This is a genomic window from Stygiolobus caldivivus (assembly GCF_019704315.1).
Classification (GTDB): Archaea; Thermoproteota; Thermoprotei_A; order Sulfolobales; family Sulfolobaceae; genus Stygiolobus; species Stygiolobus caldivivus.
Window position 1 is genome coordinate 1,370,796 of the sequence record NZ_AP024597.1, and the last position, 13,287, is coordinate 1,384,082.

Annotated in this window: 13 protein-coding genes; 5 read left to right on the plus strand and 8 right to left on the minus strand. The window is 49.8% G+C overall.

The genetic code is table 11. The annotated features are described in order from the left end of the window. Nucleotides 1-1,032 precede the first annotated feature (1,032 nt). From KN1_RS06520 to cmr4, 6 genes are read right to left on the minus strand one after another with little or no spacing between them, the layout of a single operon-like run. Nucleotides 1,033-1,950 (minus strand): type III-B CRISPR module-associated Cmr3 family protein, encoded by a 918-nt coding sequence (locus KN1_RS06520; protein WP_221290248.1) that lies wholly within the window; start codon nucleotides 1,948-1,950, stop codon nucleotides 1,033-1,035. Between the two features lie 3 nt (nucleotides 1,951-1,953). After that, the gene (cas10, locus tag KN1_RS06525) at nucleotides 1,954-4,716 is read right to left on the minus strand and encodes a type III-B CRISPR-associated protein Cas10/Cmr2 (RefSeq protein WP_221290250.1); all 2,763 of its coding nucleotides are present in this window, start codon (nucleotides 4,714-4,716) and stop codon (nucleotides 1,954-1,956) included. Continuing rightward, nucleotides 4,710-5,630: a type III-B CRISPR module RAMP protein Cmr6 gene (gene cmr6, locus KN1_RS06530; protein ID WP_221290253.1), complete on the minus strand. Its 921-nt coding sequence runs from the start codon at nucleotides 5,628-5,630 to the stop codon at nucleotides 4,710-4,712. The genes cas10 and cmr6 overlap by 7 nt, the downstream gene beginning before the upstream one ends. Continuing rightward, complete coding sequence (locus tag KN1_RS06535; RefSeq protein ID WP_221290256.1) at nucleotides 5,617-7,116, minus strand: hypothetical protein; 1,500 nt, start codon at nucleotides 7,114-7,116, stop codon at nucleotides 5,617-5,619. The genes cmr6 and KN1_RS06535 overlap by 14 nt, the downstream gene beginning before the upstream one ends. Continuing rightward, complete coding sequence (locus tag KN1_RS06540; RefSeq protein ID WP_221290258.1) at nucleotides 7,109-7,630, minus strand: hypothetical protein; 522 nt, start codon at nucleotides 7,628-7,630, stop codon at nucleotides 7,109-7,111. The genes KN1_RS06535 and KN1_RS06540 overlap by 8 nt, the downstream gene beginning before the upstream one ends. A 13-nt stretch (nucleotides 7,631-7,643) precedes the next feature. Further along, on the minus strand, nucleotides 7,644-8,549 hold the full coding sequence (gene cmr4 / locus KN1_RS06545; protein ID WP_221290261.1) for a type III-B CRISPR module RAMP protein Cmr4: 906 nt from the start codon (nucleotides 8,547-8,549) through the stop codon (nucleotides 7,644-7,646). Between the two features lie 1,218 nt (nucleotides 8,550-9,767). Between cmr4 and KN1_RS06550 the strand changes: the two genes are divergently transcribed. The 5 genes from KN1_RS06550 to KN1_RS06570 all read left to right on the plus strand — a co-directional run bounded on the left by KN1_RS06550 (nucleotide 9,768) and on the right by KN1_RS06570 (nucleotide 11,263). Then, nucleotides 9,768-10,037, plus strand: a complete 270-nt coding sequence (locus KN1_RS06550; RefSeq protein WP_221290264.1) for a hypothetical protein — start codon at nucleotides 9,768-9,770, stop codon at nucleotides 10,035-10,037. Further along, nucleotides 10,021-10,272 carry a hypothetical protein gene (locus KN1_RS06555; protein WP_221290267.1) on the plus strand — a complete coding sequence of 84 codons (252 nt, stop codon included), beginning with the start codon at nucleotides 10,021-10,023 and terminating at the stop codon, nucleotides 10,270-10,272. Before KN1_RS06550 ends, KN1_RS06555 begins: the two co-directional genes overlap by 17 nt. Continuing rightward, nucleotides 10,269-10,421 (plus strand): hypothetical protein, encoded by a 153-nt coding sequence (locus KN1_RS06560; RefSeq protein ID WP_221290270.1) that lies wholly within the window; start codon nucleotides 10,269-10,271, stop codon nucleotides 10,419-10,421. The genes KN1_RS06555 and KN1_RS06560 overlap by 4 nt, the downstream gene beginning before the upstream one ends. After that, nucleotides 10,394-10,591 carry a hypothetical protein gene (locus KN1_RS06565; RefSeq protein WP_221290272.1) on the plus strand — a complete coding sequence of 66 codons (198 nt, stop codon included), beginning with the start codon at nucleotides 10,394-10,396 and terminating at the stop codon, nucleotides 10,589-10,591. The genes KN1_RS06560 and KN1_RS06565 overlap by 28 nt, the downstream gene beginning before the upstream one ends. Nucleotides 10,592-10,807: 216 nt before the next feature. Next, a complete protein-coding gene (locus tag KN1_RS06570; protein WP_221290274.1) occupies nucleotides 10,808-11,263 on the plus strand; it encodes a DUF4364 family protein in 456 nt (151 codons plus the stop codon). On the opposite strand, the gene KN1_RS06575 is transcribed toward KN1_RS06570, so the two are convergent. Further along, entirely contained in the window at nucleotides 11,220-12,077 is an 858-nt protein-coding gene (locus tag KN1_RS06575) for a hypothetical protein (protein ID WP_221290275.1), read from the minus strand. The genes KN1_RS06570 and KN1_RS06575 overlap by 44 nt on opposite strands. An 845-nt stretch (nucleotides 12,078-12,922) precedes the next feature. Further along, entirely contained in the window at nucleotides 12,923-13,150 is a 228-nt protein-coding gene (locus KN1_RS06580; RefSeq protein ID WP_221290280.1) for a hypothetical protein, read from the minus strand. Nucleotides 13,151-13,287: the final 137 nt, after the last annotated feature.

Sequence of the window (13,287 nt, forward strand, 5' to 3'; positions counted from 1 at the left end):
CTTTCCACTTCTCTCAAGCCACGATAAAAGATGTAAAAGAAAAATCGAAAATCTTTCTATTTTTGTATATTATCTCATTAGAAATAATAATAAGTAAAATTCAATGAGAGAGACATTAAGCCGGGGAGTTTCACGGCTCCATTGTGAATTGTAATATTCTCTGTTAAAGTTAAATTAATATAATACAGTATACAAAGATCATTCTGCATAGACTAAATTATAAACTTGTCACCTTACGGTTTTACACGGTATCACGTATTAATATTGTTCAATGTATATTTGATGTTATAACCTCACAGTACTTTAGACAAATAGAAATCGTAAAGGGGCCGTGAAAGGCCCTTGGTGTAACCTGTTCACTTTTTTTACGACTATAATACTCTAATGTCACTGTTATTACCATTACTGATGAGTGCTCATTAGGATTATTTGTACGCTGATTATATTAATTTGACAGGTAGCATTTCGATTTGCAACGGGGACGTGAGCGACTTGGGGGGTGGAGGTGGGGAGTATTATAGCTCCGGTTAATTTAGGTTTTAGCGGACATTTGGGTTATTTATAAGAAGGCGTATACTAATCCGATAGCGGTGTTTCACGTCATGGAGGCCCTTACATATGCCCTTCCCAAAAAAGTAATCCATAAAAAAAGGACGTCGTATGACATATAGAGTTCACAGCTATTACCTCTCAAATTACATAAAGGGTTCACGGAAAAAAGGAAAGGGAAAGGAAAAAAACTCACATGGTTTTCTATTTCACGTCCACCTACCGAGAAGCCCTCACGACGTCGATGCCAAGCGTCGTTAATTAGGGAAAGCTCGGGGAGGGTGGGTAGTGGGGAGTAGGAGGGCTGACCCCGCGGTGACTTCCACGTGTGCATTGTAGACTTGTATAGGGCAAGACTAGCGAAGCCGACTTGCAGCGGAGGGCTAGACCGGGTGGGCGGGTGAGGTCGCTGTAGTAAACTTGTAGCAGAGAGCGAAACCTCCTTACCGTGAACGGTAAACATGTTAACACTTTTTCCGTGTGCTAACCCTGCGGTGGAGAGCTAAACCTCAGTAGTGACCCCCAGCCCAGCTCTTTGAACAGCCCTACTTTCTCCCTGTCCGTCCGGTTCAACACCGAGCCGGGTAATAGGGCAGGGTATAACGGCCTCCTCGAGTTATAGGACAAGCTGTACCCCCTACCGACTACCCCTATTTTCCCATACTCTAACACGTTAGCCAGTGCAACGCCCTCCACTCTCATCTCCATCAAGTCGTCCACGGTGACTATGCTACGCTTATCGCTGTCCAGTAAGACAGGTGAGGCCACTACGGACTTCTCCCCCTTATTAGGCAAGTCGAGGTCTAATTCCTTGACCGCTGCCGTCCTCCCGCGTCCGCCCAGCCTCACTACCCCCCTATACTTGGCGTCTGTCTTTACGTATATCCCCCACTCCTTCACGTCTTCAAAGTTCTTGAGGACAGTAGACCCCAAGTCCACTAGCTTGACGCTGTAAAGCAGGTGTTCCTTAGCGTTCCTCTTAGCTAAGTCCCTACCTATACCCGTCCTGTTCACCTGCTCAGGGACTATGTAGTCCTTTTCTTTTTCCCTATACACTGTCACTAACGTGTCACCGTCGAGCCTCAACACGCCCAACCTGCCTGGGTAGTCGTGGAACAGTACGAACTTCCCAGCAGCGCTACGGCACCCCCTCCTCTTACCCTCCACAAAGACCACCGGGCCCCAGACGTCCCCGAGGACTGCCTTAAACTCTTCCGCGAGCTTCTCTTCGTCCCTGACATAACTACCGCCCTTTAAAGACCTATAGAGTGCCCCCGTGATAGTACTTATCAGCGGTAAAGGCTCCGAGACCCCTTTGTTCATGGGCCCACTGAGGCTGGGCGAGTACTCCCCGTGCCACCTGAAGAGTACGGGTTCCAGAGGTTTGACTAACAGTCCCATGTCTCACACCCCCAAGTGGTCGTATGCCTTTATCAGTTCGGTCCTCTCGTCCCTTAGGTCTCCCTCTTCAGCCCCTTCATCACTTTGCTCGTCGTGTACTCCACCCTCCACCTTAATGACGACGTCAAGCCCCACCAGTTTGCGGTAGAGGTCTTCGAGCTTGGTGCCCTTCCACTTCTGTGAGTTCCTGCTGAAAAGGTAGGCTATAGCTTCCCTTGGGAACTCCCTCAATACCTCCCTGTCCGTCCCCAACCAGTCCTTAATGAACCCGGAAGACAGCCCGCCTTTTACCCCTACGTTGGCCTTTAACGCCTCGTACACCTCAAACGTCTCCAAAGTTAGCGTGTAGCCGTCTATACGGGGCTTGTTGTATAGGACAGCGACGTCTTTCACACCGTATTGTCCCCTAGTCTTGAGTACGGACGTCACGTCCTTTACCTTCTCCCCCTCTAGGGCTACGCGGTCTTTGAGCTCCTCCAGCTCCCTCGCTATCTCCCACAGGTTGAACACCGCGTCCCTGTAATGGGCGACCAGTACCCCGTAGCTCCTCCCGTAAAGGGCGAGCGAGTCGAACACGGCACCGTTTATGACGTGGAACCCCACCGGGAACCCCCAGTAATTAGACCTCGTCTCCTTCACCAGCTCCATAGCCTTTTCCACAGACGTCAGGAACATCACGTCGTCCCCTCCGGCGAAGACTAACACGCCCTTGTCCCTGACCGACTCAGCGTCCTTTATCGCGGTCACGGCTAAAGCCCTTGATACCGCGATCAGGTAGACCGGGGTGACCGGGACTACGTTCTCGTCCCCGTCGGAAAGGCCTAGTTCCTTTAAGAGGTCTAGCATTTTGCTTACTCTGTCTCCGTTTTTCGCTCTGTCTTCATTTTTCGCGGGCCCCTCTTCCGCGGCTGCGTTCCTCGCCCTGCTCAAGTACTCCTTCAAGTCCACTTTTATTTTACCCTTCAACACCTTACTCCCTACCATGTCACCGTCCCCCCTCACTATCGCGTAATACGTCTTTACCTTTTTGTGCAGGTTTGACAGGAAGCGTTCGTCCTTTATGTACTCTTTCAGCTTGTCTACCACTTCCTCACGTTTTTCAGGGTCTAACAGCTTCATCAGGGGCCTCTCGTCCCGCGTTATGTTAAATAAGCCCCCTACGTCCTCGTGGCCCTTCAGCGGTGCGGGTAATACCCCCTTCTTCTCCGCCCCGTACTGTTTGGCCTTATCCAATACCTCCTTCCACAGCTCCATGTTGGCTATGTCGATAGTAGAGGGGAGGAGTTCGAAGTCCTTTTCGGTATAGAAGCCTAAAGCCTCTAACAGTTCCCTCACGCTACCCCTATCCCCTATGGCCCTCTTTGTGTAACAGTAACCGCATAAGTTTTCGCCCTCGTCTAACCCGGGGTACGTCGTGTCCCCCTCTCCTTTTTTACCGCCCGACACTACCGCGGGTAAGACCCCGCACATGGTGCACATGGAGTAACCCCTCTTTTCCCTGAACGTGCTCGTGGTGGAACTGTTCGCCTCGGCGTAATAGGTGACCCCGAAGAACACTTTCACCTTATCCGGCTCCCCCACCTTCCTGAACATATAGTCCAAGAACAGGGACTTTGCCACTTCAATTAGCTCCGGGTCACCGTGTCCCTTTATTTTACCCGTGAACTCCTTGTAGACTTCGTTGACGTCCAGTACCCTGACCCTCAGGGGCATTACCGGGTAGTCCCTTATGGCTTTTAGCTGGGGGGTGTCGATGTTGTCTACCAGTTCGCCCCACGCCTCCAAGTAGTTCTTAGATATGAGTTGCTTCACGTCCCCTACCTTGTTGGGCAGGGCTAAGTATACCGTGGCGGGCATCACGGGCTGGTAAGGGGTGAGCAGGTCTTCGGGGAACAGGGCCTTGTACTGCTCCACTACCTCTTTGTCCACCTTACCTTCCCTGACTCCTTCCTGCAGTCCCTTAATTAAGGAAGATATGAGGAACGGGTTGAGCCCCATAAAAGGTGATATGACCACGTCGGCACCGTATTCCCTGATCAGCGGTTCCGTCACCTTATAAGCTAAAAAGGACACTACCCAGCTACCCGCCCACAAGTCTTTTGCCTTCCTCGCCTTGCTGATCACGCTCTGTATACCGGGTATGTCGACCTTGACGAACTTACCTGAAGGTCCCGTGCCGTCCAGGAACCAGTTGGAGAGCGAAGCCACAGCGTATAAGTGGTCGAAGACCGAGTGCGTGAGCACCCTGGTATCGGCTACGGGTAGGGACTTAGGGTTGTACTTATACCACATTAACTCCAGTGACGTGTACACCACGTTATACCTCAGCTTCTCGTCCTTGACCTTAGAGTAGAGGGAGATGGAGCCCCTCACGAACTCCTCCACGCCGCCTTTAGGAGGCTCCTTTATTTCGTAACAGAGGTAAGGGTTAAGTATGTTGACTTTATACCCCGGTACCCCCACTACGTTTTTGGTCCTAGGTGTCAAAAACCTGTCCGCACTCGCCGCGAACACGTCCGCACTGTGGACGGCCCTCCTCACCCCCTCGGGGACCTCCCTCAGACCCATTATGGCTTTAGCCATAGACACGGACTCCCTCTCGTGGGCTTCCCCGGACTGTTCGTAATAGCCTCCCATACCTAGGGCCTCTAGTACGCCCTTCACCACGGGGCCGACCTTATTCGTTATAGCCCACGGCTTCCACGCCGGGTCGTGGAACATTGAAAGGGTCTTAACTGTAGTTATGTCTTCCATACCCGTCACCACAAGTTTATACTACTTACAGGCACGTCCATGACACCGTAACCCCTACTTGTCCTAGCCCCCAACCCCATGGACAGCGAGTAAGTGAGCAATAGGAAAATGAACTCCGAAGGTTTGTCCAATTCGTAACCGAATAGCGACTTAGCGACCTCTTTAAGCCCCTTCACCTCCTTCACCCCTATGACGAACCTGAACTTCACCCCCTTCCGTATTGCGAGGCTGCTTATAGGGACGGGCTCCACGTCGTACTCGTCCGTCACGGGCCTACCGTCCTTGAAGTAGTGCGGGTTGACTATGTCCCCGGTAAATAGCATGTTGTCGCTGAGCTCGACCGGGTAAGCGTTAGTGACTATTACCTCACCGGCTTTAGCCTCCGTGTTGAGCCCGCCTAGACCTTCCCCTGAGCCGAAGACGTCGAGCACTACCTTAATGCATTCCTCCACGCCTTGTCCCTTGCCCATACAGAGGTCCAACGCGTTGCTCCTCATCACGCCCTTAATCGAAGACCCCGGGATGAAGGGTAAGTCCATCACCGGGTCCCAGTGCATACCGACTTCGTAGATCAGTTTCAGGAACCCCGCGGCGGAACCTGAGAGTAACTTAGTAGAGACCTCGCCCCTGACGTCTACACCGCTGAGCCCCATAGACTTCAACGCGGTCACCACTTCGTCCATGTAAGCGTTAGCCAGTCTCACCTTACTTGTGAAATCGTATTCTAACGCGGTTTTCATTACCTCCTTCTTCACGGCCTCCGTGATGTCCTCATCGCGTTCAGCCTCGTGTTTTTCGTCTCTCTTTTTCGCCTTGTACTCTTCGTCTCTCTTTTTCATTACCGTCGACATGTACTCTTCCTTTACCTTTTTCATTACCGTTAACATAAAGTTCTTACCATCTCCGGTGTTCTTACTTCCTACCATAATTACGTACACCCCCGACTTGGTTCTTGACAACTGCCCCCTGACATATATACTTGGACACGTTGTCCAGTGCAGTGTCGATCAGGGAGACCAGCTTATCTAAGGTCAGCCCGTCGGTGACCGTTACCATGTCTAGCTTTTTATTCCCTCCTCCCCCATGACTCTTTTCATATTGACTGCCCCGTTTTTCGGTAGTTTGGCTCACGAGACAGCCCTTTACTCCCTCTAACTTATCTGGTATGAACTTTAGTGCGTAGAAGGTATACGTTTTGTCCTCCCCCACGTCTGCACCGAGCACTACATACGACTGCCTCCTGCTCACCTCCCTGACCTCAGGTATGTACTTTATGAAGTGGTAACCCGTGTCAGACACGGCCAAGCCGTTACAATTCACCTTGGGCTGTTCATCTGAGGCTTTTGACTTAACATCTGGCTTTTCAGACTGTTTATCAGAGCTTTTCGATTGTTCATCTGAGGCTTTTCTCGGTAACCCCAGCACCCACGTGTGTAAGTCCTTCCCTGGGCTCATCGGCTTCCTCCCGTTAACAATTTTCCAGCTGGCTTTCAGTGTGGACTCCCCCAATAACCTGAGCGCCCCCTCGACGCTGAGGCCGCCCTTCTTACACAGTCCCTTAAACCCCTTATATGACGGGAAAGTGTCCCCCCTGCTATAGGTGGTAAACGGCTTTGCTAAGCTGACCTCACCTAAGTCTAGCCCCGTCTTATACCCCTTTAACTTAAACCTGCCGAACCCGCGGTTAGCCCCGCTACCTATACCGAGGTAACGCAGGGTGAAGACTAACGCCTGTACGAAGTCCTTCACCGTCCCGCCTTCATCCTTAGCCCTCACTTCTACCTCAAAGGACACGGAATTAGGTCTCACCGGTAAGAGCGATATCAGTTCTTTAAGCGGTTCATCCTTGCCCCCCTGAGCGGTGTTAGGCTCGCCTTTACCCCCACCTCCCAACACCAAGCGGTTCCACTTCTTCCTAACCCTCAACAGGACGCGCGGGGTACAAAGTATGTCGACTAACGGGTCGCCTTTCGCCCCCCTGCACAGTTGTGGGAGTTTCCCCAGCCTCTGGTTAAAGTTATCCATATAGAGGTAAAGCACTTGGTCGTTAGACCCTTCAGCCTTACCAGTCTTTAAGTCCACCTTTACTGTCCTCGCCTTTACTACCACTTCTACCTTCGACTTCACCTTGTCTTCACTACCCGTTATACCGAAGTCGGCTAACACGCCGTCACCCCTCACAGTCCTTAAAAACCAGAGCGTCTTCCCCGTTATCCCCTTAGCGTCCGGTGCCGTCACGTACGCCTTGTCCCCGTGTATTACCTCCAGTGCTTTGCCCTCGTAGTTTCCTCCCCACCAAGGGGTAGAGTTTACGAACTCCCCCCTGAAGACTACGTATTTATCGGACAGCTCCTTTGCCTTTGACAAGAGCTCCTTGACACGCTCTTGGTTCAGTCCTCCAGCACTACTCATTGTTGTCACCCGGTGCTATCATCTCGCTCAGCCCCTTTATCTTTACTAACGTAGGGGTGAGCCTCTTCTCTACCCTTATCTCGTCTTTACTCACCTTGTCCAAACAAGACACGACCGCGTCCGTGACTTTACCCCTCTCTAGGTCGCACTCGGGTATGTCCTTAGAGAGTATGTAAAGTACCGTCGCGGTAAAAGACGAGTAACCGGACTTACTCCCTTTCCCCACTTCCCTGCACATGTCCTCTTTTCTCCCCGCTCCCCCCGTTTTCCAGTACTTGAAGAAGGTTAGTAAGTCGTCTTCATTACTCTTTGATAGGTAGAATATGAGAGCCATTTCCAGTCCCCCTTGGAGCATCAGGGAAGGGAAGTCCACTGCCCTCCTCTTATAGCCGTCTACGCCCCCGTCACACAACCCCTTTAGCTCGTTGAGCTTCCTTATGACCTCTATCTCCATATGACGCGCGTCCTGACCCGTTACTTGTCCCCCACTTTGGTCAGTGACCTTTTTTTCCATGCAGTGCACCTCCCTAAAAGAACGCGACTTTTACGATACCCTTCCCTATGGTCTCCTTCCCGCCCAAGTTGATGTAAAACCAGTTATTGCCCTTCCCGACCTTCCCTCTATACTCCTTTAACTTCTCGTTAAAGCATCCTCCCTCGCAGGTCTTCTCGCCACAATACTTGTTCTCCTTAGGTACGGAGGGTATTATCATGGAGAACATCACCGTGCCCTGCGGGAGGTACTCCTCAGTCCACAGTGCCCGGTCCTCTACTACCTTCTTACTTATGTCGATCTTGTTCCTCGTTACCCTGATATACGAACGTTCTAACACCTCACTGCCCTCAGCGTCGTCAAGTATTACTATACCTTCGTTGAGCTTTTCCGTCAACTTGCCCAACCCGGCCACTGCCCCCAAGGCTTTTTTCGCGGTGTCAGACTTCGGCCCCATTAACGGCTTTGTCATACCCGCCACGTCGACTTTCCCCCCTTCTACACCCGCCATACCAGTGAGCAGGGCAGTGAGGTCGTCTTTATCGCTCAGCCCCAACACGTCTAACGCCCTGTTAATCAGGTACTTGGACGTCACGTATATATACCCGTGGGTTATACTGGGGACGGGCACGAAAAGCGGTATTAGGTCGGTAACGGTGACCACGCCGCTCCCGGTGTCGTCCCCGCTCTCGGGGCCGAAAAGGCAGCAGCACAGGGGGGCTTTGTTACAGTTTATCCTCCCGTCATTTATAGCTTGGTCGTAGAGGGAACTGCAGTGGGACTTCAGCGCGCCTTTAAATGACGAAGAGTATACTATAGGGTAGTTGAAGGGGTCCCTTTGTATAGGCAAGTCTACAACACCGCTAGACCTCCCCGTTCCTACGTGTAAAGGAGATATTACATAGACCAGAAGAGGTATCGGCTTAATACCGTTTGACATAAAGGTATTTCACAGAACAACATTAATAAGTATTGTGGCGGTGGGGTAAGGTAGCTAAACTGTGTATACGCGACCTCGGCAGTGCCGGGTGTTTCTGTGAGGTAGGGTGGTCAAAGATGTGGTCTGGCGAAATTTGAGGGATTTTCACAGCCGTGTCAGCGAGGTAAGGTAACTGATGTCCCGTCGTGGGTTAAGACCCTAGAAAGGTACGCTGGTCATATCCCCCTTGAAATACGCTTTTTACAAGGTGTCACGGACTGGTATCGGTCAGTCTATGTCTAAAATAATATTAGATGTTTAATGTGATAGCCTCATTCTATCCGGACAAATGTGGACGGTAAAGGGCCCGTTAAAAGCCCACAGTTTTACAGCCCGAAAGGGAGACTGCAGGGGACACCCATTGTGATAACAGGTGAGTTATAAGACAAATCGCTCTAAACTTTTAGGTAAGCAGTACTTAAAGGCCCTCAACCGACCCGGTACGGTGCCTTGTCAAAATGACCTAATAGAGTTCCTTGATTGCCGACGGAATTATTTCACAACAGCTTTAGTCACTCGTCCTTACACATACCCTCGTCTGAACAACCGCCTTTATCTTTAAGTCGTATAACCCCACGGATATCCCCGCTTCATCACCAGACCCTATGTGCTTTAATGCGTTACCGAGTTTATCGTCCCTTATAGGTATGTTTCAGCTTAACCGGGGCTTCTCCCACCGCTTCCCTCGTACTAAAGCCAAACCAATAGTTATTCTACTTTCCCTTGGTAACACCAAGCACCGGCAATACTGATAAAGTTTTTAACTTCACGCCCAATTTCTTGAAAAAATATGAAGCCGGAAAAGGGGTATGTACTGTTAAGGGCGATACATGACTCGTGGGGCTCGCCGACCTGACGGGCAAGGGGGAGGACTCCCCAGCTTTGCTGTAAATCGTTCAGGAGGTGCACAAGTTTTGTTGAAAACCTTTAAGGTGAGTCAAAGTAGAAGGACTGCTGGTTTAAGAAACTCGCCGAGCACCCTGACGTAAAAAAGGGTTTACCCCTCATACGGCTCGGGGGTCAGTAAGAGGTAATAGGCCTAAAAGACGTCTTATTTGTGGATGGGGACAAAAGGCTAAGGCATGTGGTACCGGTGGACTAAATAGCAACACGGGGAACAGCCAAGTCACGGCGAGTAAAGTTTTAAGACCCTGAGGAGAAAGTTATTCGGAGAGGCAAATGATCTCGTACAATCAAGAATTTTACGATAACGGCTCGTTACCCCCTAACACTTCAATTAACACCCCGGTTCAGAGCTATTCAATCAATTCTAACTGTCCGAGAATTGAAGTCGAGGAGTTCGATGACGGCGTTTTTATAAGGTTCGGCGGGGCCCCGCGTGACGTAGAAGACCACGACGCTACAGTTCAGGTCTGGAGGGACGAGAGAGGGAGGATAGTCGCCATAGACATAGTTTACCTGGATGGCGGAGATGAGGCTCCTAAGTGAGTACGAGGTAGTATCGGTCTCTCCCGGTGTTATAAAGTCTAAAGTTAATGGAGAAAGCCTGAGTATAAGGGTATTCTTGGTCCCGTTGCACGTCTTTGAGAGTGACGGGAAGTTCAGCGTCCAAGTGACCGCGGTAACGGCAGTCGATACGGACAAGCCCAGGTTCGGGGAGGTCTGCTCCCCTCAAAAGACGACGGGCCATAACGGCGTCCCCCGGAGTCAGTCGAAGTCGTGAGGAAACCAAAGCTGGAAATCAGGGTGGGCGACAGAGTGATTGGGGCTACCTTGGAGGTGACTAACATAACCGTTTTTCCCGACTTGAGGGACCAAAGCGGTAGCCCGTGTGTGATAGCCTCTTGGGTAGTGTTCCAGACTGTGAGGTGACTACTCACGCTTCAAGGAGGTTAGGGGAGCACGCTGAGGTCCTAGAGTCTAAGGGGTTAAGCCCACGAGCACTTTCAGACGCTATAGAGAGAGTGAAGGCCCCGATAATTACGATAGAAGTGAAGGGGAGACAAGGTCTTCTTGTTTTTGTCCCGGTGAATTTTATATAGATATCGTATATAATAAAGTCAAAAATTACGAGGTATTTCGTATTACCAAGTAGGATAACCGCTACCTAACCGAATAGGGCGCTTAACGCGCGTTTAGTCATTGTAGAAAGTTATACCGACCCGGTCAAGGGTGTTTCGGCCCCCAACCGAGGAGTGGGTACACTTATACTGGTAATATGTGAGTAAGTTTTTATTTCTTGAGTAGAAGGTTTCCGTATGGTAAGTGAAAAAGCTAAGGAGTTAGCCATCCTGGTAATAGGTCTAGCTGGCGGTAACCTCACATCTGAGACGAGGTTCCAGAAGACGGCGTTTGTAGTCAACGAGTTGACCAAATTCGGCGTCAAGTTCGAACCGATGGACTTCGGCCCCTTTTCAAAGGAGTTAGCCGACGCGGTCAAAGAACTCAATAAAGAGAAATTGTTGAGGTATGAAGTAGACGATGACGGTGTCGTACACTATGTCCTGACCCAGAAAGGGAAAGAAAAACTCGAAAAATTAAAGGAAGGGATAAGTAAAGACGACCTAGAGAAAATAAGGGCTGTCGTAAACAAGTTCAAGGATGCGCCTTTAACTTACATCCTCGCTTATGTCTACTCTAAGTACCCGCAATATACCGTAAAGAGTAAAATCATTGATAAGGTTGAGGAATGGAGGAGGTATTACGGGATTTAGGACAGCTTTTTGCCCTAGAGACCGACTCGTAAGGGACGTTAACCGTAGTCCCGTCACCCTGCTTTATAGAAACCCCGTACGAGATGCCCTCTAAGTTACCACAGTACTCGTTCCCCGAGTTATCTATTACGCAAACACAGTAAGCCGGGTCTTTAATTAACTCAAATAGCTTCTCCTCTATCTCCGTATCAGTATCGAAAATACTTATCTCAGTTTCAGGGTAGACGAAAAACCTGTGTAGTAACATAATTATAGTTAGGGACCCTAGAAGGGACGACAGGAGTATCAGACCAATTTGGTCAAAACCACTGTCAATTACCATTACGATTGTAGTAGACACCAGAGTTATCGCTAATATTACTACGAAATACTTTATCGACAGGCCTAAGACACCCCGGAACACTTTCTTCCACCTTATGTACAGGCTATCTACGTCCGGGATCACGTATTGTGACTCTTTCACTAACTTTTCCATTACAGTCTTCCTTTTACCGTCTAAGTTAACATAAAAAATTAGTAAAATAGCAAAAGCAAAATAGGAACCTAAGGGGACCGCCGCGTTAACTTTAACCCCTAAAGGCTTGTATAAAATAAGCAGCGTGCCAAACGTTATTGACGCTTGCATCGACATATAGGCCAGTAGCAAATAGAATTTTATGTTTATAAAATAGTACAAAGGCCTGTATACATAACCCACCAACCGCATAATATTGTTTCTTTTACTCCTCTGCTGGGCCCAGCCGGTCAGCAAATAGACTAAGACGGAGGCCGGGATCGTACCTAAAACCGCTAAGACCTCATTAAACACTGACACTTAAGAAATCCGGACTTTAGATAATTAAACTCTTTCTAAGCGTCCTTGAAATCTGTCGCTTAGGGGCACCTAGCCTGTTAGCCGGGTATCGTACAGTGCGGCTCAGCACAGCGTCGCCACCAAGGTATTTACATTTCTCTACCCGCTTCACGGCGTATGTAACGCGATTTACCATGAACTGAAGAACCTTGTGAGTGTCGATTTTTCTACCCGCTTCAGGGTGTGTGGGGCTCCCCTTACCCTTAGGGGGTTCACTAATTAGTAGACGACAGTCCCCCCCCCCCCCACTTTTGCTTGGTAATACCGAACCCCGGTATTAGTAATAAAGCCTTCAGCCCCGTGCCTGGTTTAACGGAAAACGTGAAGACAGAATAGGGGCTGGGACAGCTCACGGCCGAGGAGCACGAAGGGCGTGCTTGAGGGCTCCCCCGCTTATCGAAAGCCGCCTGAGAAACGCGCCCGTTATGACGAAGGCCTTTAAGAGGCGTTAAAGTTAATTGGAAAAGGCGTTACAGTTGGGCGCTACCCAGAAGCCTGTCACATTTACACATGTTGGTTCTTTCGAAACGCCGGTCACGGGTGTGTCCCCACACGCCTTAGCCGGTAAAAACAGACAAACGTGGGGGGGGGGGGGCAGATCACGCGAGGTGCTAAGACAGGTTTACCCGACTTTACCCGACGCATTACTTTCACTTACCCCCGTCATTTAACCCGCTGATCATAACGTGATCGTGAAGAGGGTAAACGGGTTGATAGTGGCCTTCCCTGACGAGAAGACCATGGAAAAAATACTAAGGGACTTAAAGGACGCGGAGGTCAAAGACGTAAGCTCGGACGAGAGTTAATCAACCGACTACACCTTTTTTCTTCTTTTGGTACCCCTCTACAATGTTGTCAAACGCCCTGACTACTTCTTGGTTCAGTGTACCTAGCGTACTTTTAAGGGCGTCAATAAACGTGTTTATGTCCCTTTCCTCGAGCGAGGAGTAGAGCTTTAACGCTGTCCTCAAACTCGCGGGCGAGATGTTGAACTTAACGGCCTTATTCCTACTAAACTCTTGTCTGAGTTCCATTGCTAACCCTTTAATTTACCCAGGAATCTTGCGTATTTTCGAGGAAAAGTTTACCTTTAAAACCCTAGAAAGTATAGCATCTTATTCCACAATATTTTTAGTAAATAATTATAAAATTGCTCTAAGAACTACATATA

Coding starts and splice junctions, on each gene's coding strand:
- KN1_RS06520 (WP_221290248.1), bottom strand. CDS start 1,950: ATGGGACTGTTAGTCAAACCTCTGGAACCCGTACTCTTCAGGTGGCAC.
- cmr6 (WP_221290253.1), bottom strand. CDS start 5,630: ATGGTAGGAAGTAAGAACACCGGAGATGGTAAGAACTTTATGTTAACG.
- KN1_RS06535 (WP_221290256.1), bottom strand. CDS start 7,116: ATGAGTAGTGCTGGAGGACTGAACCAAGAGCGTGTCAAGGAGCTCTTG.
- KN1_RS06540 (WP_221290258.1), bottom strand. CDS start 7,630: ATGGAAAAAAAGGTCACTGACCAAAGTGGGGGACAAGTAACGGGTCAG.
- cmr4 (WP_221290261.1), bottom strand. CDS start 8,549: ATGTCAAACGGTATTAAGCCGATACCTCTTCTGGTCTATGTAATATCT.
- KN1_RS06550 (WP_221290264.1), top strand. CDS start 9,768: ATGATCTCGTACAATCAAGAATTTTACGATAACGGCTCGTTACCCCCT.
- KN1_RS06555 (WP_221290267.1), top strand. CDS start 10,021: ATGAGGCTCCTAAGTGAGTACGAGGTAGTATCGGTCTCTCCCGGTGTT.
- KN1_RS06570 (WP_221290274.1), top strand. CDS start 10,808: ATGGTAAGTGAAAAAGCTAAGGAGTTAGCCATCCTGGTAATAGGTCTA.
- KN1_RS06580 (WP_221290280.1), bottom strand. CDS start 13,150: ATGGAACTCAGACAAGAGTTTAGTAGGAATAAGGCCGTTAAGTTCAAC.